21 protein-coding genes and 2 pseudogenes are annotated in these 22,603 nt (G+C 71.1%); 15 read left to right on the top strand and 8 right to left on the bottom strand.

Annotated features, from left to right (window positions below; genetic code table 11):
• Position 1: 1 nt before the first annotated feature.
• Positions 2-733, bottom strand: coding sequence for an NADPH-dependent F420 reductase (locus ACZ7LT_RS06815; RefSeq protein WP_471234916.1), 732 nt, complete (start codon positions 731-733; stop codon positions 2-4).
• Between the two features lie 111 nt (positions 734-844).
• Between ACZ7LT_RS06815 and ACZ7LT_RS06810 the strand changes: the two genes are divergently transcribed.
• Entirely contained in the window at positions 845-1,801 is a 957-nt protein-coding gene (locus ACZ7LT_RS06810) for a helix-turn-helix transcriptional regulator (protein WP_471234915.1), read from the top strand.
• Positions 1,802-1,885: 84 nt separating this feature from the next.
• On the opposite strand, the gene ACZ7LT_RS06805 is transcribed toward ACZ7LT_RS06810, so the two are convergent.
• The 3 genes from ACZ7LT_RS06805 to ACZ7LT_RS06795 all read right to left on the bottom strand — a co-directional run bounded on the left by ACZ7LT_RS06805 (position 1,886) and on the right by ACZ7LT_RS06795 (position 3,790).
• A protein-coding gene (locus tag ACZ7LT_RS06805) for an IS5 family transposase (RefSeq protein ID WP_471234914.1) occupies positions 1,886-2,733 on the bottom strand; the annotation gives its coding sequence in 2 pieces (ribosomal slippage) (positions 1,886-2,397 and positions 2,397-2,733; 849 coding nt in all).
• Between the two features lie 37 nt (positions 2,734-2,770).
• On the bottom strand, positions 2,771-3,310 hold the full coding sequence (locus tag ACZ7LT_RS06800) for a phosphoribosyltransferase family protein (protein WP_471234913.1): 540 nt from the start codon (positions 3,308-3,310) through the stop codon (positions 2,771-2,773).
• Positions 3,311-3,442: 132 nt separating this feature from the next.
• Positions 3,443-3,790, bottom strand: a complete 348-nt coding sequence (locus ACZ7LT_RS06795; RefSeq protein ID WP_471234912.1) for an ArsR/SmtB family transcription factor — start codon at positions 3,788-3,790, stop codon at positions 3,443-3,445.
• A 136-nt stretch (positions 3,791-3,926) separates the two neighbouring features.
• Here ACZ7LT_RS06795 and ACZ7LT_RS06790 point away from each other — a divergent pair, with 136 nt between their 5' ends.
• Complete coding sequence (locus ACZ7LT_RS06790) at positions 3,927-5,372, top strand: MFS transporter (protein WP_471234911.1); 1,446 nt, start codon at positions 3,927-3,929, stop codon at positions 5,370-5,372.
• Between the two features lie 31 nt (positions 5,373-5,403).
• Here the strand turns inward: ACZ7LT_RS06790 and ACZ7LT_RS06785 are convergent, their stop codons facing one another.
• Positions 5,404-6,288 carry a YwqG family protein gene (locus ACZ7LT_RS06785; protein ID WP_471234910.1) on the bottom strand — a complete coding sequence of 295 codons (885 nt, stop codon included), beginning with the start codon at positions 6,286-6,288 and terminating at the stop codon, positions 5,404-5,406.
• Positions 6,289-6,416: 128 nt separating this feature from the next.
• Here ACZ7LT_RS06785 and ACZ7LT_RS06780 point away from each other — a divergent pair, with 128 nt between their 5' ends.
• The 3 genes from ACZ7LT_RS06780 to ACZ7LT_RS06770 all read left to right on the top strand — a co-directional run bounded on the left by ACZ7LT_RS06780 (position 6,417) and on the right by ACZ7LT_RS06770 (position 9,094).
• Complete coding sequence (locus ACZ7LT_RS06780; protein WP_471234909.1) at positions 6,417-7,814, top strand: MFS transporter; 1,398 nt, start codon at positions 6,417-6,419, stop codon at positions 7,812-7,814.
• A 106-nt stretch (positions 7,815-7,920) separates the two neighbouring features.
• Positions 7,921-8,328 carry a hypothetical protein gene (locus ACZ7LT_RS06775; protein ID WP_471234908.1) on the top strand — a complete coding sequence of 136 codons (408 nt, stop codon included), beginning with the start codon at positions 7,921-7,923 and terminating at the stop codon, positions 8,326-8,328.
• Between the two features lie 34 nt (positions 8,329-8,362).
• Complete coding sequence (locus ACZ7LT_RS06770) at positions 8,363-9,094, top strand: alpha/beta fold hydrolase (RefSeq protein WP_471234907.1); 732 nt, start codon at positions 8,363-8,365, stop codon at positions 9,092-9,094.
• Between the two features lie 10 nt (positions 9,095-9,104).
• Here the strand turns inward: ACZ7LT_RS06770 and ACZ7LT_RS06765 are convergent, their stop codons facing one another.
• A complete protein-coding gene (locus tag ACZ7LT_RS06765; protein WP_471234906.1) occupies positions 9,105-9,452 on the bottom strand; it encodes a winged helix-turn-helix transcriptional regulator in 348 nt (115 codons plus the stop codon).
• 74 nt (positions 9,453-9,526) lie between these two features.
• Here ACZ7LT_RS06765 and ACZ7LT_RS06760 point away from each other — a divergent pair, with 74 nt between their 5' ends.
• From ACZ7LT_RS06760 to ACZ7LT_RS06740, 5 genes are all read left to right on the top strand, one after another.
• On the top strand, positions 9,527-10,183 hold the full coding sequence (locus tag ACZ7LT_RS06760) for an NADPH-dependent F420 reductase (RefSeq protein WP_471234905.1): 657 nt from the start codon (positions 9,527-9,529) through the stop codon (positions 10,181-10,183).
• 153 nt (positions 10,184-10,336) lie between these two features.
• Positions 10,337-12,256, top strand: a complete 1,920-nt coding sequence (locus tag ACZ7LT_RS06755; RefSeq protein ID WP_471234904.1) for a M6 family metalloprotease domain-containing protein — start codon at positions 10,337-10,339, stop codon at positions 12,254-12,256.
• 5 nt (positions 12,257-12,261) lie between these two features.
• Entirely contained in the window at positions 12,262-13,083 is an 822-nt protein-coding gene (locus ACZ7LT_RS06750) for a hypothetical protein (protein WP_471235595.1), read from the top strand.
• Positions 13,080-14,000 carry an ATP-grasp domain-containing protein gene (locus ACZ7LT_RS06745; RefSeq protein WP_471234903.1) on the top strand — a complete coding sequence of 307 codons (921 nt, stop codon included), beginning with the start codon at positions 13,080-13,082 and terminating at the stop codon, positions 13,998-14,000. Before ACZ7LT_RS06750 ends, ACZ7LT_RS06745 begins: the two co-directional genes overlap by 4 nt.
• 5 nt (positions 14,001-14,005) lie before the next feature.
• On the top strand, positions 14,006-14,314 hold the full coding sequence (locus ACZ7LT_RS06740) for a hypothetical protein (RefSeq protein WP_471234902.1): 309 nt from the start codon (positions 14,006-14,008) through the stop codon (positions 14,312-14,314).
• A gap of 46 nt (positions 14,315-14,360) precedes the next feature.
• On the opposite strand, the pseudogene ACZ7LT_RS06735 reads toward ACZ7LT_RS06740, so the two are convergent.
• A pseudogene (locus ACZ7LT_RS06735) lies at positions 14,361-15,287 on the bottom strand (type III polyketide synthase); the annotation flags it as partial.
• Between the two features lie 508 nt (positions 15,288-15,795).
• Here ACZ7LT_RS06735 and ACZ7LT_RS06730 point away from each other — a divergent pair.
• The 4 genes from ACZ7LT_RS06730 (at position 15,796) to ACZ7LT_RS06715 (ending at position 20,541) form a co-directional block, all read left to right on the top strand.
• Positions 15,796-17,034, top strand: a complete 1,239-nt coding sequence (locus ACZ7LT_RS06730; RefSeq protein ID WP_471234901.1) for a glycosyltransferase — start codon at positions 15,796-15,798, stop codon at positions 17,032-17,034.
• Positions 17,035-17,192: 158 nt separating this feature from the next.
• The gene (locus tag ACZ7LT_RS06725) at positions 17,193-17,999 is read left to right on the top strand and encodes an NmrA family NAD(P)-binding protein (RefSeq protein ID WP_471234900.1); all 807 of its coding nucleotides are present in this window, start codon (positions 17,193-17,195) and stop codon (positions 17,997-17,999) included.
• 202 nt (positions 18,000-18,201) lie between these two features.
• Positions 18,202-19,410, top strand: a complete 1,209-nt coding sequence (fabV, locus tag ACZ7LT_RS06720; protein WP_471234899.1) for an enoyl-[acyl-carrier-protein] reductase FabV — start codon at positions 18,202-18,204, stop codon at positions 19,408-19,410.
• Between the two features lie 90 nt (positions 19,411-19,500).
• Complete coding sequence (locus ACZ7LT_RS06715) at positions 19,501-20,541, top strand: hypothetical protein (protein WP_471234898.1); 1,041 nt, start codon at positions 19,501-19,503, stop codon at positions 20,539-20,541.
• An 18-nt stretch (positions 20,542-20,559) separates the two neighbouring features.
• On the opposite strand, the pseudogene ACZ7LT_RS06710 reads toward ACZ7LT_RS06715, so the two are convergent.
• A pseudogene (locus tag ACZ7LT_RS06710) lies at positions 20,560-21,453 on the bottom strand (EamA family transporter); the annotation flags it as partial.
• Positions 21,454-21,532: 79 nt separating this feature from the next.
• Here ACZ7LT_RS06710 and ACZ7LT_RS06705 point away from each other — a divergent pair.
• The gene (locus ACZ7LT_RS06705) at positions 21,533-22,423 is read left to right on the top strand and encodes a LysR family transcriptional regulator (protein WP_471234897.1); all 891 of its coding nucleotides are present in this window, start codon (positions 21,533-21,535) and stop codon (positions 22,421-22,423) included.
• Positions 22,424-22,603 lie beyond the last annotated feature (180 nt).

The raw sequence follows: 22,603 nt of genomic DNA, 5'->3' as shown, positions 1-22,603 counted from the left end.
CTCAGCGCACGACCTTGATGCCGAAGTGGCCGCCGAACTGGTGGCCGAGGCCGAAGCCGAGGCCGAAGCCGATGGCGGAGTGCATGTGGGCGTACATCTCCATGCCCCGGGCGCACACGAGCGGCCCGAGGTCGAGGATGTCGCTCCAGCCGTACGCCTTGAGGAGATCGGTGGCCCGCTGCTTGGCGTCGGCGTGGTCACCGGCGACGAACATGGTGTGGTCCCCGCCGCCCACGCTCCGGGGGTCGACCACGGTGGTCTGCTCCTGGGTGACGAAGGACTTGACGACCTTGGCGTCCGGCAGGGCCCGCTGGATCTGCTCGCCGAGACTGTCGGTGTCGCACGGGTCCAGCTTCGGCATGACGCCCCACGGCGTGGGCCAGGGGTGCTCGCTCTCGTGCTGGTAGATGAACGGCACCGCGTAGTCGATCAGGGTCTTGCCTGCCAGCTGACCGGCGATGGCGCTCAGCGCGGCCATGGCGTTGTGGCCGTCGATGCCGCTGATGACCACCTCGTCGGCGGCGGCCGCGGCCTCGCCGACGGGCAGCAGGGTGATCCCCGGGTGCTCGGCGAGGAACTCCTTGTAGGGGGCGTTGCCCATCATGTCGGGCTCGGTGCGGGCGAGGGTGCATTCCACGTCGCGGGTGCCGACGTAGACCTCGTGTCCGAGCTCGAGCAGCTTGGCGGTGTGCGCGCGGGCACCGCCACCGGTGCCGAGAACGGCGATCTCCATGAGGAACCTCCTGGTTTGATCCGCTTGATCTATTTGATCCGATTCAGACGGATCCACCATAGGAGCCTTTGAGGACACGAGATGTCCTTTGACTCGGGCAGAGTGGGGGTCATGACGAGTGACATGACCGTACGGATGCTGCGGCTGCTGTCCCTGCTGCAGGCCAGGCGGGAATGGTCCGGGACGGACCTGGCCGACCGCCTGGAGGTGACCGTCCGTACCGTCCGCCGGGACGTCGACCGCCTGCGTGGGCTGGGCTACCCCGTCGACAGCGCCCGCGGCCACGCCGGCGGCTACCGCCTGAGGGCCGGCACCGACCTGCCTCCGCTCCTCCTCGACGACGACGAAGCCGTTGCCGTCACCGTCGCCCTGCGCACCGCCGCCGGTCTCGCCGGTCTGGAGGAGACCGCCCTGCGGGCCTTGGCCAAGTTCGAACAGGTCCTACCGCGCCGCCTGCGCGGTCAGGTCTCCGCCCTGCAGGCATCCCTCGCCGGCATCACTTGGGAAGACCGTGGCCCCCACGTCGACCCGACCCTGCTGGCCACCCTCGCCCTCGCCTGCCGCGACCACGAGATCATCACCTTCGACTACACCACCCGCCACGGCACCCCCACCGCGCGCCGAGTCGAACCCTGTCACCTGGTCGCCTCCGGTGACCTCTGGTACCTCCTCGCCCACGACACGGAGAGGAACGACTGGCGCCTGTTCCGCCTCGACCGCATCACCGACCCCGCCTTGACCGCGGCCCGCGTCCCGGCCCGCTCCGTACCCGGCGGCGACCCGGCGGTCTTCGTCGCCGCCCGTCTCTCCGCGGTCCCCACCCGCTACCGCGCCGTCGCGACGGTCCGCGCGCCCGCCGACCACATCCGCGCCCGAACCCGCGGTCTCGCCACCCGCGTCCAGTCCGTCGACGAGAAGACCTGCCGCGTCGACGCCTCGGACGACTCCCTGCCTCGTATCGCCCGGACCCTGGCCTGGTTCGACACCGACTACACCCTCGACGCCGACCCCGAAGTCCTCACCCACCTCCGCGAAACGGCCCACCGCGCCCTGCGCGCCACCGGCTGACCCGTGGTTCCGGAGGGCGCCGTCGAGTTCTCCGCCGCGGCGGCTGAGCCGGGCTAGGCTCTGTCTCCTTGGTCAGCGTCGGGCTCAGATGAGGATGCCCGCGAGGTGCAGGGCAGCCTGGCAGGCGATCGCGAGCTTGTCGGTTCGTGTGGCCAGGCCGCGCCACTGCTTGAGGTGGTTGATGCACCGCTCGACAGTGTTCCGCTGCTTGTATGCCTCGCTGTCGAAGCCTGGCGGATGGCCTCCGAGTCTGCCTCGCCTCAGGCGGTGGCCAACCTGGTCGGACGGCTGTGGAATGACAGCGCGGATGCCCCGACGCCGCAGGCGGGTACGGATGGCGCGTGAAGAATACGCACGGTCGGCCAGGACGGCGAGGGGCCGGGTTCGTGGCCTGCCCGGGCCGCTGCGGGGCACGCGGATGCCGGACATCACCGTCTCGAAGGCGGGTGCGTCACCGGCCTGGCCTGCGGTAAGGGTGAAGGCCAGAGGTCGTGCCCGGCCGTCGGCGGCCAGATGAACCTTCGTGCTCAGCCCACCGCGGGAACGCCCGAGGGCGTGATCAGCGGGTTCGGCTCGGTCGGCTGCCCCCTTGTGAGTGCGCCGGCGGCGTGCTGATGGGCTCGGACGATGGTCGAGTCGACCGACACGGTCCAGTCGATGTCGTCCTCGGCATCGGCTGCGGCCAGGAGAGCGGCGAGGATGCGTTCCCAGGTGCCGTCGACGGCCCATCTGATCAGGCGCTTGTGAGCAGTCTGGAACGGACCGAGCACGTCCGGCAGGTCTCGCCACGGCGAGCTGGTGCGGTACTTCCACGCGATGGCCTCAAGTGTGCGGCGGTGGTCAGCCCACCGCCGCCCGCGAACGGGATCGGCCGGCATCAGTGGCGCGATCCTGTCCCACATCGCATCAGTGATCACTAGTCGGACAGACACATCCAGTCAACCGAGCAACCAGCCAGGCGGACACGTGTCAGGACTGCCCATCCCAAGCCGGAAGTTCGGTGGCGGTGACAATGCTGCGGACGCCCAGGTTCGCCCGCCGGGCCGGGGCTGTCTGGTCAACAATGACGGAGCAGCCGGCCCACTGCCCGCCGCATTCCTCGACCATCGACCGCACCGCTGACGCCTGGCTACCCGTCTCGATCCAGTCATCGACCAGCAGCACCCGGTCCCCGGGGCCCACCGCCGTCCGCTGCAGACGCAGCTCCTGGCGAGTACCCCGGTAGTCGGGGTCGCTGCACCTGGTGACCTTCTTCCCAGGGAAGATGCCCTCGCCCTTGCGTACCGCGACGAAGCCGACGCCGAGCTCGACGGCCACTGCCGCGCCCAGCAGGAAGCCCCGCGACTCAATGCCGCAGACGGCCGTGACGCCGTCTTCCCGGAACGGCCCGGCCAGTCCACGGACTACCGCAGCAAGAGTTTCGGGGTCACGAAAGACCTGCCAGACGTCAGCGTGGCCGCCGATCCAACGGAAGCGTTCAAGGACCAGACCGCGCGCGTGAGACATCATGATCGTGAGTCTGCGGACGAATCGGCAGCCCAGGCAACCGGATTCTCCGCTCGGGGGATACAGACGGGCAGGCGGCACTCCACCTTCGCCGGGATCCTCATCTGGGCCCGACGCTGACCAAAGAGACAGAACCTAGCCCTCCAGGGCGGTGGGCCGGGCGGCGGCCTCGGACGCCGCGTCGGTCGCGGCGCCGGCGAGGATGGCGTCCAACAGGCCCGGGTACCTCGCGTCGAGGTCCTGCCGGCGCAGGGAGAGGAGGTTCTCCCGCCCGGAGGGCCGCTGCCAGATGACTCCGCTGTCCCGCAGCACGCGCCAGTGGTGGGTCATCGTCGACTTCGACACCCCGTCGAGGATGCTGCCGCAGTTGTGCTCCCCGCCGTCGTTGAGCACGCGCACAACGGTCAACCGCATCGGGTGTCCCAGGGCGGACAGGACGTCTTCGATGCGGATCTGCTCGCGATCGGGGTGACGGGCGGTCATTGTCCCACCGTACCGCGACAGTCGTGGCGACGGCCCCGGCCCCCTGTTGCGGTTGATTCGACTGTACGTGAATATACGTACAGTCGAACTTGACCGGGGCTGCCCGCCCCTGAACCGAAGAAGGGCCGACCCTCCCATGTCCATTTCACCCCCGCCCCCGCGGCGGCCGGGACTGAGCCTCGCGCTGCTCGCCCTCGCCCAACTCATCTTCTCGCTCGACCTGAACATCGTCTTCGTCGCGCTGCCGGACATCGGGGCGGACCTCGGATTCCCGGGCCAGACACAGCAGTTGGTGGTCAGCGCCTACGTCGTCCTGGCCGGCGGCTTCCTGCTGCTGGGCGGCCGCGCCGCCGACCTCTTCGGCCGACGGCGGATGTTCGTCCTCGCCCTGGCCCTGTACGCCCTCTCGTCCCTGGCCGGAGGAATGGCCGGCAGCCCCGCGGTCATCATCGCCGCCCGGGCCGTCCAGGGCATCGGCGGAGCCCTGCTGCTGCCTTCGACCCTGTCCCTGATCAACACGCTGTTCGAAGAAGGACCCAAGCGCAACAAGGCGCTCGCCGTGTGGGGCGGCGCGGGAGCCAGCGGCCTGACCGTGGGCGCCCTCCTCGGCGGCGTACTCACCGAGTCCTACGGCTGGCCGGCCGTCTTCTACGTCAACGTGCCCCTGGCCGGCATCGTGGCGCTGGCCGCTCTCGCCGTCATCCCCCGCGACGAAAAGCCCACCGAGAAGCGCCCCTTCGACCTGCCCGGCGCACTGGCGGCAACCGGCGGCGCCACCCTGCTGGTGTTCGCCCTCGTCGAAGGGCCGGAGATCGGCTGGACCTCCACCACTGTCATCGGCGCCTTCATCACCGCGGTCGTGCTCCTCGTCGTCTTCGCGGCCGTGGAAGCCCGCAGCAAGGACCCGCTCATGCCGCTGCGCCTCTTCCGCAACCGCAGCCTGCGCACCGCCATCACCGTGACGTTCCTCTACATGGCCACGTTCGGCACGCTGCCCTACTTCCTGACCGTGCTGCTGCAGACCGTCCACGGCATGAGCGCCCTGGAGACCGGCCTCGCCTTCCTCGTACCGTCCGTGGCGATCGCCACCGGCACCCAGCTCGGCGAACGCCTCACCACCCGGCTCGGCACCCGCACGACCCTGCTCACCGGCTTCGTCATCGGCGCCGTCGGCACAGCCGTCCTGGCCGTCGGCTTCGACAGCGACGCCTCCTACCTGACCGCCGTCCCCGGACTGATCGTCTCCGGAGTAGGCCAGGGCATCGTCTGGACCGCCATGTGGATCGCCGCCTCCACCGGCGTCGCCCCCGGCGAACAGGGCATCGCCAACGGCCTCGCCTCCACCACCCTCAACCTCGGCAACGCCATCGGCCTGGCCCTGCTGACCGCCGTCGCCGACGCGGGCACCGAGGGCAAGACGGGCGACGCGTTACGCGCCGCCACCGCCGACGGCGAGTTCCTCGTCGTGCTGCTCACCGCGGCGGGCATGGTCCTCGGCCTGCTGATCACACTCGGCCTGCCACGCAAGGCCGCCGACGCCCCCTCGCCGGCCATGGAGGACCCCGTGCTCACGCCACGGTGAGCCCGGCGGCGCGACCACGCGGACGTTCCCGTCAGCCGCACTGCCAGGTGAACATCGCGCGGTCGAAGCGCCGTTCGGCCAGATCCTCGGGGCGTATGAGCCAGTACAGGACGCCGCAGTCGCCCCACATCATGTCGGCGTCGTCGTCCGAGTCGAACTGGGCGAGCAGCGTCCAGCGCAGGGCCTCGTCCTTGATGCGGGGGTCGACCCACGGCGGACTCCCCAGCGCGCCGCGGGCGACCTCCGCCTCCACCTCGTCCTGCACCGGGTCGGCATGGCCGCCGACCCGGTGCTCCGTGCCCTCGGAGTGGTCCCACATGGCGTCCTGGAAGTCCTCGCCCCACACGGGGTGGTCGTCGGACATCGGCGCGAACTCCCGGTAGACCACCGGGTGCCAGAGATACGGCGCCGTCGTCTCCACGCGCGCCGTCAGCGGCACCTCCGGGTACGGCCGAATCCCCTCCGGCGCCGCCCGCTCGGCGACTGGAACCCCCGCCGGTATGTACAGCACACGTGCCCCCGCCCACGAGTCGGGCTCGTCGGGCGCGACCACCGCCACGCCGCCGTCCAGCTGCCCGTCGAAGTAGAAGAAGACCAGCGTGCCCTCCGTCGGCAGGTCGATGTCGAGCGCGGCGGAGGGCAGGGCCGCGCAGTCGAGCGAGGCGACGAAGGCGAGCGGGCCGTGCCCCTCCCACTCGGGCCACCGCTCGCTCTCCGGCAGTTCGGGCAGTCCACCGAGGCGTCCGACGACCGTACGGACCGCCTCGCCCCCGTCGGTGCCTTCGTCCGTGTCCGCGCCCGCGGCCCGCTCCAGACGCAGGCCCGGCCGCAGCAGCCCGATCCACCGCTCGGCGATCTCGTGGGGCAGGTGCTCGCGGGCAAGGACGTGCAGCGCGTCGGCTGTGCTGTGGCTCATGCTCCGATCATGCACCGCCCCACTGACAACGGACCGACCAGGCCGTCGATCGCGTCGCCGTAGGGGTGCTGTTGCGGTATCAGCAAACTTTCTGGGCCGAAAGGCGATCCCGGACAGAAGGTGGGCCCGTGACCACGACATCGCTCCCCACTCAACCCGCGCTGAGTGCGCGCCGGCGCTGGACGGTGCTCGCCGTCTGTGCGCTGAGCATGTTCCTCGTCGGCCTCGACACCACCATCGTCAACGTCGGCCTGCCCGTGATCGGAGAAGGCCTGGGCGCGGACACCCGCAGCCTGGAATGGGTCGTGGACGCCTACACCGTCGTCCTGGCCAGCCTCCTCATCGCCGCCGGCGCGCTGGCGGACCGCTTCGGGCGACGCCGCGTGTTCCGGTGCGGCCTGGCCGTCTTCGGCATCGCGTCCCTCGCCTGTGCGCTCGCCCCGTCGCTCGGCTTCCTCGTCGTGGCCCGGGCCGCCCAGGGAGTCGGCGCCTCGATGCTGAGCCCCGTCGCCCTGGCCATCGTCGTGAACGCCATGCCCGACCCACGGGAGCGGGCCCGGGCGATCGGCGTATGGGCGTCGGTCTTCGGCCTCAGCATGGCGGCGGGCCCGGTCACCGGCGGGGCGCTCATCGAGGCGTTCGGCTGGCGATCGGTGTTCTGGATCAACGGACCGATCATCGCCGCCGCACTCGTCCTGGTCGCCGTCTTCGTGCCAGAGTCCCGCGGGCAGCGCGCCCGGCGGCTCGATCTGCCCGGCCAGGTGCTCCTCACGCTCGCCGTGTGCTTCTCGGTGGCCGTCCTCATCGAAGGCCCCCGTATCGGCTGGACTTCACCACTGGCCATGACCGGTTACGCGCTGATCGTGGCGACGACAGCCGGGTTCATCCGGGTGGAGCTCCGCCACGGCGAACCCCTGATGGACCTCGGACTCTTCCGCCGACCGCTCTTCGCCACCTCGGTGCTGGGCGCCATGGCCGTGTTCATCGCCCTGAACGTCAGCCTGCTGCTCACCACCTTCTACCTCCAGCACGCCCGCGGGTGGACGCCGCTCCAGGCAGGCATGGTGACCCTGCCCATGGCGCTCGGAGCGACCCTGTGCGCGCCGTGGGCCGGCACCCTGGTGGGGCGCCTCGGACCGCGGCGCCCACTCGTCCTCGCGGCCGGCTTCACCACCGCCGGCGGCCTGTGCATGGTGAACCTCGCCCAGGACACGAGCGTCCTTGTGCTGCTACTGGCCTACCTGCTCATAGGCATCGGATTCGGCTTCGCCAACGCCCCGCTCACCAACACCGCCGTCAGCGGCCTGCCGCCGTCCCGCGCGGGCGTCGCCGGGGCTATCAGCTCCACCGCACGCCAGGTCGGCGCCGCGGTCGGCATCGCGATCGCCGGCGGCCTGGTCGCGGACGTGAGCCCCGTAGGCCTCGCCCGAGCCTCCCGCCCCGGATGGCTGCTCGTGACGGCCTGCGGCCTGTTCCTCTTCGTCGTGGCGCGAGCCTCCCGGCCGGTGACCGACCGTAACTCGTGATCTTTCCCCGCGTTGGTCCCCGAGGGGCCTCACCCGTCCGGCACCGCCGGCTGCCCGGCCCCGACCCGCATCGATCCGCATCCGTGCCTCGTCACGAACCCACGGAATGCCTGAGGGACTCGCCATGCACCACATCGCCAAGAAGATCGCCTCGGTCGTCGGAGCGGCAGCGGCGGCGCTCGGCTGCGTCATCGCCTCAGGCCCGCCCGCCGCGGCCGCCGGCAAGTGGTGCAACCACTCGGTCTGCATCGAGACGTACGACACCGGCACCTACCTGGGCCGGGTGGAGGTGTCCGTCACCAATACCAACCAGCCGAACCGCATCTCCGCCCGCGTCTGGACCACCAACGGCTGGAGCGCCCACACCAAGGTCGAAGACGTGGCCAAGTTCCGCACGTACCGGGACCAGGCATACCCCCAGCGCCACTTCCCCGCCGGCACCCGGCTCTGCGCGGAAGGCTTCCGCGGCGGCGCGAGCGTGGGGCTTCCCTGCGTCACCCTCACCGCCGAGTAGGGTCACCTCCAGGACGTTGTCACTTGGGGGGCTGATGACGACAGCGGACGCACTGTCCATCGTCTTCGTGCACGGCACTCGGTTCAGCGCCGGCCAGTGGAGCACGCAGGTCGCCGCGCTCCGTGACGAATTCCCGGTCGCCGCCGTCGACCTGCCCGGCCACGGGGAGCGTAGGGCCCAGCCCTGGAGTCTGAGCGCGGCGACGGAGATCATCGCTTCCGCGGTGGACGCGCTCGGCCGCGGGCCCGCGCTGGTGGTCGGGCACTCGCTCGGCGGATACGCCTCGCTGGAGTTCGCCAGGCGGTGCCCGGACCGACTGCGCGGCCTGATCCTCGCCGGAGCCAGCGCCTCCACCTGCGGTCCATGGACCACGCCCTACCGGTGGGTGGCCCGGCTGGTCCCCCGGATACCGGCGGACCGACTGGCCCGCTGGAACGACCAGTTGCTGCGACGGCTCTACCCACCGCACGTGGTGGAGGCGACCATCCGCTCCGGCTACGCCTTCCACACCCTGCCGGCCGCCTGGGACGAGGTACTGGGACGCTTCGACGCGGGCGCGATGCGCCATGTGAAGGCACCCGTACTGATTCTCAACGGCGAGAAGGACAGCCTCTTCCGGGCAGGGGAGTCGGACTTCGCCCGCGCCCACCCGCACGCCCGCGTCGAACTGATCCCGCGCGCACGGCACCTCGCCAACTTCGACGCCCCGGACGCCTTCACCGACGCCGTCCGCAGATTCGCCCGCCAGCTCCTCGCCGACGACTGAGCAGACTTTTCTACGCCTGACGCTCCTGGGCGGCCGTGACCTCGTCGCCGTACTCGAAGGCCCACGCACCGAACGCGTCGATCGGCCCCAGCAGCGTCCTGCCCAGAGCGGTGAGCCCGTACTCGACCCGAGGCGGCGCCTCACGATACGTGCGCCGCTCCACCAGCCCGTTGAACTCCAGGCGCCGCAGCGTTTCGGTGAGGACCTTGGAGCTGATGCCGCCGATCCGCTCGCGCAGTTCACCGGGCCGTGCCGGCCCGTCGCGCAGCGCCCACAACACCACGGCGTTCCAGGTGTTGGAGAGAAGGTCGAAGGCGAGGCGCGCACGGCAGTCGGCGAGGAAGGCGTCGGTCGTCACACACCACATGGTGCCTGACGGGCTTTCTAGTGTCTTCCCGGAAACGTTCGGAGCACGTACGGAAGGGACGACTGATGAGGATCGGCGTACTGGGAACGGGCAACATGGCCGACGCGCTCGCCACCCACTGGGCGCGGGCAGGCCATGAGCTGCTCGTCGGCGGGCGGGACGCACAGACGGCGCTGAGCCTCGCGACCCGCATCGGGGGCGGAGCGCGGCACGGGAGTCCGCGCGAGGCGGCCGAGTTCGGTGAGGTGGTACTGGCCGCGCTGCCGTACGGCGCGGGACAGGAGGTGGCGCGAGAGCTGCGCGCCGCCCTTGACGGGAAGGTCCTGCTCGACTGCTCCAACCCCGTCGGCCCCGGCTTCCGCCTGCTGACGCACGACGGCGGATCGGCCGCGCAGCGCCTGGCCGCGGCGGCTCCGGGGGCCCGGGTCGTCAAGGGGTTCAACCTCTGCCACGAGGACGTATGGCGCATGACCCCGCCCGCTTTCGACGGGAGGCCCCTCGCCGTCCCGGTCTGCGGCGACGACGAGACGGCCCTCGTGCTTGTACACGAGCTGGTACGGGACGTGGGCTGTGAGCCCGTGGCAGGGGGAGGCCTCGAACGGGCCGGGCTGCTGGAGGCCACCGCCGCCCTCTTCATCGGCCTGTGGGTCGGCGAGGGAGCGGACGCCCAGGCCATCGCCCCGCCCCTGGCGTACGCGACGGGACCCGGCGGCGGCTCCTGATCGGCACCCCTGCGTTGAATGCGCTGAGTAACGGCGACGGCCGCCATTCGTGGGGCATATGCCGACGCCCCGGGACGTTATCCACAGCTCGGCACGCTCGGGCCCTAGCTTGACTACGGTAAGTGACACATCCTCACGCCCCGGGAGCCGAAAATGTCCCCTCAAGAAGTCGCCTCCCGCGGGAGTGCGGTCTCCCCCACGTTCTGCGCCGTCGCGCCCAGCCCCGAACTGCGCCAGCGCATGCTGGAGGAGCTCGAGCAGTACCGTGGCGGCCCAGGCGAGCTGTCGAGCCTGCTCGCCTGGGCACGCACGCCACGGCCGTTGGGTTTCGACGACGGCACGATCTATCCGCCGGAGGAGTTCCCTGCGGGCACCCCCGAGGCCGTCATCAACTCCGCGGCCGCCGAGCGCGCGCCGCTGCGCGGCACCCTGCGGGCCATCGTCGTCCTGGTGGACTTCTCGGACCAGCCGATGACGGCGACGACGGCGGACATGGAGAAACTGTTCTTCTCGCTCGGCGCGATGCCGCAGGGAAGTGTGCGCGAGTACTACCGCGAAGTGACCAACGGTCTCATCGACATCGTCGGTGAGGCCGTCGGTCCGTTCCGGATGCCGGAGACATTGGCGTGGTACGCCAACAACAACTTCGGCATCGGCAAGCCGACCGGAACGCAGCGTGCCCGGGACATGGCCAAGCACGCCGTGGAGGCGGCCGACCCGGTGGTGAACTTCGCGCCGTACGACAACGACGGGAACGGCTTCGTCGACGCCTTCATCGTGGTGTTCGCCGGGCGGGCCGGCGACGAGTCGGGAAACCCGGGGCACATCTGGTCGCACAAGCACATCCTGCCCGCGGTCCACAACGCGGACGGGACCAAGGTCTTCGGCTATCTCGCCATCTCCGAGCAAGCGAAGATCGGGGTCTGCGCGCACGAACTCGGGCACCTGCTCTTCGGTTTCCCCGACCTCTACGACATCGACGACTCCTCGGAGGGCGTGGGCCGCTGGTGTCTGATGGGGTCCGGCTCGTGGGGCGGCGGCGGTGAGCGGCCGACCCACCCCTCCGCCTGGTGCAAGGTCAACCAAGGCTGGGCCACCACGAAGGTCGTCACGACCAGCGGGAGCGAGTCCTTCACGGACGTGAAGGCCAGCCGTACCGTCCACCGGCTCTGGAAGAACGGCGCGGGCGGCAGCGAGTACTTCCTGATCGAAAACCGCCAGCGAACCGGATACGACGCGTCCCTGCCCGGCGAGGGGCTGCTGATCTGGCACATCGACGAGAACCAGCCGAAGAACAACGACGAGAACCACTACAAGGTCGGCCTCGTGCAGGCCGACAACAAGCGGGACCTCGAACTCAACCGGAACCGCGGCGACGACGGCGACCCCTTCCCGGGCAGCAGCGGCAACACCACCTTCTCCTCCTCCAGCACGCCCAGCTCACGCTCCTACGCGGGCGCCGACACCTGTGTGTCCGTCACCCGGATCTCTCCTTCCGCCACCACGATGACCGCGGCCGTGTCGGTCTCCTGTGGAAAGTCGCCGATCAAGGAGGTCAAGGAGTTCAAGGAGCCGTTGAAGGAGACGAAGGAGCCGTTCAAGGAGCGGAAGGACTTCAAGGACCGCAAGGACGGCGTCAAGGACGGCCTGAAGGACGGCGTCAAGGAAGACTTGAAGGACGGCCTGAAGGACGGCAAGGAGCCGTTCAAGGAGCAGATCAAGGACGGCAAGGAGCCGTTCAAGGAGCTGATCAAGGACGACAAGGAGCCGTTCAAGGAGCGCAAGGACATCATCGACGTCCAATTCCCGCAAGCCTCGTCCGGACCGGCCGGTGAGGAAGGGACCTCCGACCCCACCGCCGCCGCCATCCTGGATCTGCAGACCCGCCTCACGGCGCTGGAGCACTCCGTCGGAGGGACGGCCGATCAGTCCGAGCCCTTCATCGGCACCGACCTGCGACCGGATCTGGTCGGCGGGCCGCAGTACGGCGCGGACGCCGCGTCGCTGCAGGAGGCTGTCGAGTCCGGCGACGCGCAGGCGAAGCGCGCGTTCGACACCCTGCCCCAGCTGTGAGCGGAATGCTCCTGGTCCTGGCACCCCCCGGCGACATGGGCGCGGTCGCGGTGACCCGCGAACTCGCCGCCCGCGTCGGCCACGACCATGTCCTCGCCCTCACCCCGGCCGAGCTGGCCCGCGCCCGGTGGAGCCACCGGGTGACCGCTCGGGGAGCGCCCTCCACCCGGATCACCCTGCCGACCGGAACCGTGCTCCACGACGAGGACATCGGCGCGGTCCTGAATCGGCTGACGCAGATTCCGCCCGCGGCCGGGGCCCCGAAAGCGGCGGCCAAGGACCTGGTCTACGCCTGCAGCGAGCGTCAGGCGCTGGCGGCCAGCTGGCTGCTGTCGCTGGCCCCTCGGGTGGCCGGCCTGATCAGCGCGTACGGAACCGTCCACGGGCCCGTCTCTCCCACCACGGCGCTGATCCACGCCGAGCGGTGCGGGCTGCCGGTGGCCCGGCGGGGCGGCGCCACGCGCAGCGGCCTGATCGGACGGCCGGCTCACGGGGAACGGCATGTGCCGCGGCTCGCCTGGCCGGGCGGACGAGGCTCCCCGGTCCCCGTGGACGTCGTGCCCGAGCAGCCGACGGCGGACTGCGAACGCCTCCTCGTCGCCGGCGATCGCGTCGTCGGCCGCCATACCGGCTACACGGCACACTGCCGTCGCCTCGCCGGCGAACTGGGCACCCCGCTCTTCGAGCTCCGGCTCGCTCCCGGGGCGAGTGGCCCCGTCGTGACGGACGTGAACCTGTGTCCGCGGCTCGACGACGCACGGCACGTCGCCGCCACCGCCGCGCTGCTCGTGGCCCTCGCCGAACAGCCGACCAGGAGGCAGTCGTGATCCTTTTCTACGGCCGTACGGACGACCCTCCGCTCACCCGCGCGATCCGCGCGGCCAGGGGCGCCGACCTCGACCACCTGGTCATCGATCAGGCCCGCCTCTCCCGCTACGACCTCGTCACCGGCACCGGTGCGCTGGACGGCGTACTGACCATGGAAGGGATGAGAGTCCCGCTCGCCGAGGTGTCCGCCGTCTACGCCCGCCCGCTGGAGCCTCCCGCGGGCGGGGATCCGGCCGCCCGGGCCCGGGTGGCGGCGTTCCAGGAGTGGTTCGTCGCCTGGCTGGACACGACCCCCGCCTTCGTGGTGAACCGGCCACGCGCCATGGAGTCCAACTCATCCAAGCCCTACCAGGCACAGCTCATCGCCCGTACGGGGTTCGCCGTACCCGAGACGCTGGTCACCGACGACCCCGAGGAGGCCCTCGACTTCCGCGCCCGCCACGGGCGCATCGTGTACAAGTCCGTGAGCGGCATTCGCTCCATCGTCAGGGAGTTCACGGCGGCCGACGAGAGCCGGGTCCACCTCGTCCGGGGACTGCCGACACAGTTCCAGGCGTACGTGCCCGGCCGCGACGTACGCGTCCACGTCGTCGGCGAGGACGCGTACGCCGCGGCGGTCGACTGCGACGCCATCGACTACCGCTACGCCGACGACCAGGGCAAGGACGCCGCCCGGTTGACCCCGCTCGACCTCTCCCCGGACACGGCCCGCCGCTGCGTGGACCTGGCACGCTCCCTGGGCCTGCCGCTCGCCGGCATCGACCTGCGGTGCACACCGGACGGCGAGTGGGTGTGCTTCGAGGTCAACCCCATGCCGGCCTACAGCTACTACGAGGAGCACACCGGCCTGCCGATCGCCATGACACTCGTCGGCCTCCTCGACGGCGAGCGAGTGGCCGTCCCGGCAGGGGCCTGATCGTCGTGGTCCAGTCCGTCGAGAACCTCACCGTGCTGACGCTCCGGCTCCTCGCCCGCACCGCCCACCCCCGGCTGGCGGACTGGGACCTGGTCACCGCCGAGGTGCTCTCCACCGCGCCCATGCCGGGCGTGGCGGACCTCATCTCGCCCAATCTCACCACGGGGCGGATCAGCCTGGGAATCCGGCGGGAGCTCCTCCACGACGTACCCGTCGGAGCCGTCCTCAGGCTGCGGGCGAAGCTCGGCTCCTCGGGCGACATCCTGGCGGAGCCGCATCCGGATCCCGCCGACTTCCAGGTCGAGCGGGCCTGACGCACCGCCGCCCACGGGAGCGCTTCGCCGTCCCGTGGGGGGTGTGTCAGATGTGGGAGGCGGCCAGTCCCCGCAGGCTCGCCGCTTCCGGGCGGGCGTGGCCGTCGGTCCAGCTGCCGAGGGCGATCTCGGCGGTGATACCGGGGCCGAAGCCCGCGATGAGGCCGCGGGCCTCGTCGTCGGCGCCGCCGTCCGCGCAGAAACGGTCCAGGGCGTCGAAGACCACGGCGCTGGCGATGTTGCCGCGTTCGGTGAGCGTGGCCCGGCTGTAGCGGAACATGGCCGCGGGCAGCCGCAGATGTGTGCCGAGGTCGTCGAGGATGCGGGGGCCGCCCGCGTGGACGATGTAGAAGTCGAGGCCGGCGATGTCCCAGTCGCGGTGCCTGCCGAGGTCGGTCATGGCGGGCGCGAGCTGGGCCATGGTGCCGGGGACCCGCTTGTCCAGCATGAAGTGGAAGCCCGTGTCACGGACCGCGTAGGAGATCCAGTCCTCGGTGCCGGGGACCAGATGGGAGCCGTTGTGCTCCAGTCGTACGCCCCGGCCGCCTTCGCCCCGTACGACCGCGGCGGCGACGGCGTCGCCGAAGAGACCGTTCGACAGCAGATTGCCGACGGCGAGGTCGGTGGGCTGGTAGCAGAGGGAGCAGAACTCGCACGACACGATCAGCACGTTCGCCCGCGGGTAGGCGGTGCAGAAGTCGTGGGCGCGGTTCACGGCCGCACCACCGGCCGCGCAGCCGAGCTGGGCGATCGGCAGCTGCCGGGTCTGCGGGCGGAAACCCATGGTGTTGATGAGCCAGGCGGTCAGGGACGGCATCATGAAGCCGGTGCAGGAGACATAGACGATCATGTCGACGTCCTCCGGACCGAGACCCGCGTGCTCCAGCGCCCGCCGTACGGTGTCGGGGACCCGCGCCTTGGCCTCGGCCTCGTAGAGCGCGTTGCGGGCGGTGAACCCGGGGTGGTCGAGGGTGGCGGCCCGTGAATCCGCGCGAGCCGGACGCCCGGCTGCCCGGCGAGCGGCGAACCGGGCGGCGGGGGAACCCGGTCCACCGCCGCGCCGAGCAGACTCTCGTCGATGACCAGGGCGACGAGCGGTCCCGGGGTCTCCCGGTGGAAATGGCCGGCTGCGGCGAGGACCGCCTCGGGCGCGCAGACGCAATGGACCGTGCCGTCGCGGGGCGTTGAAGGCGGGGTGTACGGCCCGTCGGGGTCGGCGAGCCAGGCGTCGAGAGGGGCGATATGGAAGATCACCGGGTTGTTATAGCCGCTCATGATCATGGCGCCCGCCACGCCCGCTTCCCCTACCGGGCCCTACGCCGCCCGTCCCGGGCCGCCGACCTGCTCGTGACCGGCTGCGGACGCTACGGCCGCCGTGCGTGGACGGTACGCCGACTCATCCCTACGGGTGACGCGTCGCCGCAAGCCCCCCGGCAGAATCACCGACCTCAGCCAACGATCATGAAACGGGGAGTCACGACATGCGTGTGGTGTTCTCGACGTACGGGGCGCGCGGAAGCGTCGAACCGATAGCGGGACTCGCGGTGCGGTTGCGGGAACTCGGCGCGGAGGTCCGGGTGTGCGCGCCGCCGGACAAGGAGTTCGGGGAGCGGCTGGCCGAGCTTGGCGTGGAGATGGTGCCGACCGGGGCGCCGGTGCGCCAGGTGGTGACCACGGTGACGCCGGGGTCGGCGGTGGGCTTGGCGCAGCGTGCGGCCGATTTGATGGCCGCGCAGTTCGACACGGTCGCCTCGGTGGCCGAGGGATGCGATGCGCTGGTGGCGACCGGCCCCTTGCCGGTCACGGCCGGCGCGCGGTCGGTGGCCGAGAAACTGGACATCCGCTACGTCCACGCGAGCCACCAGCCGGTCATCCTGCCCTCGCCGTACCGCCGGCCGCCCGCGCGGAGGGGCCGGCCGTTGCCACCGGACGCGACCGACAACCGGGCGCTGTGGGACGAAGACGCCCAGATCGCGAACGCGATGTTCGGCGACATGCTCAACACCCAGCGGGCGGCGGTCGGCCTGCCCTCGGTGGACAACGTCCGCGACTACGCCTTCACCGACCAGCCGTGGCTGGCCACGGACCCGACCCTCTCCCCGTGGCAGCCGACGGACCTCGACGTGGTGCAGACAGGTGCCTGGATCCTGCCGGACGAACGCCCGCTCCCGGCCGAGTTGGTGGCGTTCCTGGACGCCGGCACACCACCGGTGTACGTGGGCTTCGGCAGTACGCCCCTGAGCGCGCCGAAGGACGTGGCCCAGGTGGCCATCGAGGCCGTCCGCGCGCAGGGCCGCCGCGCGGTCGTCTCCCGCGGCTGGGCGGACCTGGCCCTGATCGACGACCAGGACGACTGTTTCGTCGTCGGGGAGGTCAACCATCAGGCACTGTTCCGGCGGGCGGCCACCGTCGTACACCACGGCAGCGCGGGCACGACGACAACGGCCACCCTGGCCGGCGCGCCTCAGGTGGTGGTGCCGCAGGGGGCGGACCAGCCGTACTGGGCCGGCCGAGTGGCCGACCTGGGCATCGGCGCGGCACACGACGGTCCGGTGCCGACCACCGAGTCCCTGTCGGCCGCGCTCACAACGGCCCTGACCCCCGAGACCCGCGCACGCGCGACCGCCGTGGCCGGCACGATCCGCACGGACGGGGCGACGGTGGCGGCGAAGCTGCTGCTCGACGCCGTCGGCGAAGAGAGGCGGCCGGCGCCCGCGTGAACCACGCGGGATGGTCGGGCCGGGGACGGGTGCGGCCCACCGCGGCGGCGTGGACGGCGGGCTCGGAGGGAGCAGCGGCTGGCGGGGGCCCAGCGGGATCTCTTGACCTCAAGTGTGGTTGAGCTTCTAGCGTCGTCGGTGACGAAAGGAACTCGACTGTGACGACATTGGTGACGGGTGCCACCGGGAACACCGGCCGGCATGTGGTGGCGGAGCTGGTCCGACGAGGAGAGCGCGTTCGGGCCCTGACGCGGAACCCGGCCGCGGCGGCGGAGAGGTTCCCGGCCGCGGTGGAGCTGGTCGCCGGCACGCACACCGAACCGGAGAAGCTGGACGCCGCTCTCGACGGAGTCAGCCGCTTGCACATCACGGTGACCGCGGGACTCGCCGAGGTCGGGCCCGAGTTGGTGGAGCGGGCGGTTGACGCGGGCGTACAGCGCATCACCGTACTGTGGGGTGGCTGGGTCGGACCGGTCGAGAAGGCTGTGGCGGACTCGGGTGTGGAATGGACCCGACTGGAACCGCAGGAGTTCATGTCCAACACGCTGACGTGGGCCGAATCGATTCGGGCCGAGGGCGTCGTGCGCGAGCCGTACGACTTTCCCAGCGCGCTCGTCCACGAGGCCGACATCGCGGCGGTGGCGGCTGTCGCGCTGCTCGACGACGGCCATGCGGGGCGTGCCTACAACCTGACCGGACCGGAAGCGCTGACGCCGCGTGAGCGGATCGCGCTCCTCTCCCAGGCAGTCGGCCGTGACATCGCCTTCGCCCCGATCACGCACGAGCAGGCCATCGACAGGCTGATGGCGACCGGTGTCTCCCGGGCGGACGCCGAATACGTCGTCGGCTGGTACGCCGCTCCCAGCGACGACTCGACGACCGTCGTCGACACCGTCGAGCGGGTGACCGGCCGCCCGGCGCGTACGTTCGCGCAATGGGTGGCGGAGCACGCGGAGCGCTTCTAGCGTGTGTCCGGTCGGTCAGCCGGCAGGGCCCCCGGACACGCCTCGGGGCAACAGAGGTTTGTCGAGACGCTCCAAGCCCGGCTGGACAACGTTGTGCCGGTTCAAGATCACCGAGTTCATCCGTACGGCCGCAGACTTGCAGGACGCGGTGGCCAGACGGCCGCCGCGTCCTTGTCCGTGACGACACCTGGGACACCACACCGTGAGCGAACGCGTCATTGCGCCCAAGAGCCGGGGCTTCCTCTTCCTCGACTCCCATCCTGGCGGCTGCCGACAGCTGGTGGACGAGATGTGGCAGGCCGTCCCCGCCCCGGTCACCGCCGGGGGCGAAGGGCCGGTGGCTCTGATCATCGGCTCCTCCGCCGGGTACGGCCTGGCCGCCACGATCGCGGGCCTGGCCCGGGTCGGTATACGCGGCATCGGCGTGTGCTTCGAGAAGGCGCCCGCGCGGCGCACCGGCACGGCCGGCTGGTACCGCACCGCCGCCACCGCCCGGCTCGCCCAGCAGCACGGGCGGGACATGGTCTTCCTCAATGGCGATGCGTTCAGCGACACGATGAAGGAGCAGGTCGCCGACCTCCTCGCCGAGCGGTTCGGGGGACGACTCGACTTCCTGATCTACTCGGTGGCCGCGCCTCGCCGCACCGACCCGGACAACGGCAACGTTTACGCCTCGGTCCTCAAGCCGATCGGCTCGCCGTACACCACCAAGACCCTCGCCTTCGGCGAGGACGGCGCCCCCGAGGTGACCGAGGTCACCACCGCGCCGGCCGAGGGCGACGACATCGAGCAGACCGTGGCGGTGATGGGCGGCACCGACTGGGAACGGTGGATCACGTACCTGGCCGACCGGTCCCTGCTCGCCGACGGCTTCTCCACTGCCGCCCTGTCCTACATCGGCTCGCCCCTCACCGCGGCGATCTACCGGCAGGGCACCATCGGCGCCGCGAAGTCCCATCTGGAAGCCACCGCCCGTACGTTGGACGAGCGTCTCGGCAAGACCCTGGGCGGCCGGGCCGTGACCTCGGTCAACGCCGCCGCCGTCACCCAGTCCTCCACCGCCATCCCCGGCATCGCCCTGTACGTCGGGCTGCTGCGCGGCCTCCTCGGCGACGCCATGGTGCCTCCGATCGGTCAACTGGTGGAGCTGTGGGACCAGCTGACCGGCGCCCGTCCCCTCGACGTCGACGACGAGGGCCGGGTCCGCCTCGACACCTGGGAACTCGACCCCGCCGTACAGAACGCCGTCGCCGAACGCTGGTCCACCGCCACCAGCGACACCATCACCGAACTCGCCGACCTCGACTGGTTCAGCGACGAAGTCCGCCGCCTCTACGGCTTCTCCGTCCCCGGCGTCGACTACACCGCCGCTGTCGAAACCGACGTCCCCTGGCCCACTCCCACCACCTGACCCGCGGTCCCATGGCCCTCACCCTTCCGGGGGAGAGGGATCGTCCCGGCGGTCGACGTGCCGCACACCGGGCGATGTGACGCTCAGGCCATGACCGATGTGAAGCAGGCACCAACGACCATCCCTTGGCAGCACAGGTGGGGCAAACAGCCACGGATCGTGGGGTGGGCCACGGTGGGCTGGGCGGTGCTCCAGGGAACGACCGCTCTGGCGTGCGTATGGGCGGGTGCGTCGGGTACAGCCGTGGGCGCCAACCAGCCGCCGGTGGGCCTGGCCTGGTTCGCGGCGGCGGTGGCCGTACTGGGCGGGGGGTCGGCGACGGCCGCCGTGCGAGGGCGTGACCGACGTACCGTACGGGGGCTGTTGTGGGTGGCCTGCGCCCTGTCCGCGGTCACGGCGTTCAGTCTGCTGATGGACGTGGTCGGGCTGTTGTTCGCGCAAGGTGTCGACAATGTCGCCGCCGCGGTGCTGCACGCCCTGGGCATGCTGGGCGCCGTTCTCCTGGCCGCCACGAGCTACGCGCAACGGCCGGCGGCCTGCGCCCGGTGCGGCCATGTACACGAAGCGGTCGTCAGGCCGCAGCCGTCCCACGCTCCCCGCCGTGTGCGCCTGGTCGCGTACGGCGGGGTCCTCGGCTTCGTCCCGTACCTGGGGATGAAGCTGACCTGGGCGCTGGGCGGGACGTTCGCCGGGATCAGCGGTGCGGAGCTGCTGCGGATCTCGGAACGCAACGGAGCCTCCGGCCTGTGGCTCACGCTCGAATCGTGGGGCGTGGACGGGACCGTACTGCTCGCCGCCCTGGGGATCTTCCTACTCTTCGGACTGATCCGTCCCTGGGGCCAGGTCTTTCCCCGCTGGGCCCTCGGTCTGAGCGGCAGGAGAGTGCCGCGTTGGCTGCCGCTGGTGCCCGCGCTGATCGGAGTGACGACCCTGGTGCCCTACGGCGTGCTGGGCGTCGGCTACTTGGCCCTGGTCTCGATGGGTGGCGCCTCGATGCGGCTCGGTGACTCTCCTACGTTGCAGGACGCCCTGCTGATGGGCTGGGTGGGCCACGCGGGCTTCGCCGTCTACGGCCTCGGGCTCCTGGCGGCCACCCGTTCGTACTGGCTGCGCACCCGCCCCGTCTGCTGAGACCTTCCCGCGGGGCGCGGGCAGCTGGCCCGCGACGATCGCGGCCAGTGAGAGTCCGAACCCGAGGAGCTGGATCGGACCCAGGGTCTGGCCGAGCATGACCGCGCCGAGAACCGCGGCGACCAGCGGCGAGAGCAGGACGAGAACCGCGACCGAGGCGACGGGCAGGGTGGTGAGGCCGCGGAACCACACCACGAAGGCGAGGAGGCCGCCGACCAGGCCGAGCCAGAGGTAGCCGAGGGCGGCGGGAAGGTCGATGGCGGGAGGCGCCCCCTCGACGAGAAAGGTGAGGGGCAGCAGGAACAGGCCACCCGCGGTGAGTTGCCAGCCGGCGAAGGCCGCGGGACCGGCCCCGGCCGGACGCCCCCAGCGCTTGGTGAGCGTCACCCCGAGCGCCATCGTGACCGCGCTCCCGAGCCCGGCCGCGACGCCGACGACGTCGAGTGCCGCGTTCGGCCCGATCACCACGAGGCCGACGCCGACCGCGCCGACCAGTCCCCAGGCGAGGCGCCAGGCGGAGAGGGGCTCGCGGAGGACTGCCACGGCGAGGACGGCGATGACGATCGGCTGGGCCGCCGCGAGGGTCGCGGCCACGCCTCCTGGCAGGCGTTCAGCGGCGATGGAGAGCAGCGGGAAGAGCAGCCCGATGTTCAGCACGCCGAGCGCCGCGGCTTTTCCCCACCACGCCCCGCGCGGCAGCGTCCGGGCTATCACCAGGGCGATCAGGCCTGCGGGGAGCGCACGCAGAAGCGCCGCGAACAGGGGGTGTCCTGGCGGGAGGAGTTCGCTGGTGACGACATAGAACGTCCCCCACGTGAGGGGAGCGAGTGCCGTGAGGAGAGTGCGCGGCAGGTTCGCGCGGGAAACAGCGCCGGTCTCCTTGGAAACCCTCTGTGCTGCGGGACTTGTCATGCTCGAAGTCTCGGTCGGCAGCGATCAATGAGTCCAACACATGTTTGTCACTCTATCAATCGCGATACAAGATGGATCGATGGACCTCCAGCAGATGCGCTACGTCATCGCCGTCGCCGAGACGAACAGCTTCACCCGGGCCGCCGAACGATGCCTGGTCGTTCAGTCCGCCCTCAGCCACCAAATCGCCCGGCTGGAAAAGGAACTGGGCGCCAGGCTCTTCGAGCGCACCAGCCGCCGGGTGCGCCTGACCCCGGCGGGTACGGCGTTCCTCCCGGCTGCACGCCAATGCCTGGACGCCGCCGAGCGTGCGGCCGCCGAGGTCGCCGCCGCCGTCGGAGAGGTACGCGGACGCCTCGCCGTAGGCCTGATCCCCACGGTCGCCGCGGTCGACATCCCTGGCGCGCTGCGCGACTTCCGCCGGCGGTACCCCCATGTGCGCGTCAGTCTGCGGGTGGGCGCGAGCGAGGAGCTTGCCGAGCAGGTCGGGCAGGGAGCCCTCGACGTGGCGTTCCTCGGCCTGCCCACCACAGCGCGGCCTCACGGTGTCGCCGCCCACGAACTCGCCCGCGACCGGCTCGTGGCCGTGGTCGCGCCGGACCACCCACTCGCCGGCGAACCGGCGGTCGACCTGCGCAGACTCTCCTCCGAGGTCTTCGTCGACCTCCCACCCGGAACGGCAGGCCGCGCCCAGTCCGACCAAGCCTTCTCAGCCGCCGGCCTCAGCCGCGACGTCGCCTTCGAAGTGACCACCGTCGACTTCATCATGGCGCGCCTGGTCGGCCAGGGCCTCGGCATCGCCATGCTCCCCTCCGCGTACGTTTCCCAGCTCCCCGGCGTCACCACCATCGAGATCACCGACGCACCGACCCGCGTCGAGTACGCCATCTGGAACCACGCGACCCACACCCCGGCGGCGACGGCCTTCCTCACCACGCTGGGCATCCCGGCCACGCTCGGCTCGGAGTGACAGCCGTGAGCACGCCGTCCTCGTCGGATACCGGTGCGGCCCAAGCCCGCCGAGGGCTGTCCGTCCAGGGCGGATGGAAAAGGCAAGGAGGTGTTCCCACTCCTTGCCACTCTCAACTTATAGCGCACAGGGGGGCTTGCGGCAAGGCCCCGGTCATACCGCAGAATCGCTGGCCTAAGG

It is taken from the genome of Streptomyces sp. NPDC039465, assembly GCF_055639315.1.
This window is presented reverse-complemented; position numbering and strand designations above follow the sequence as displayed.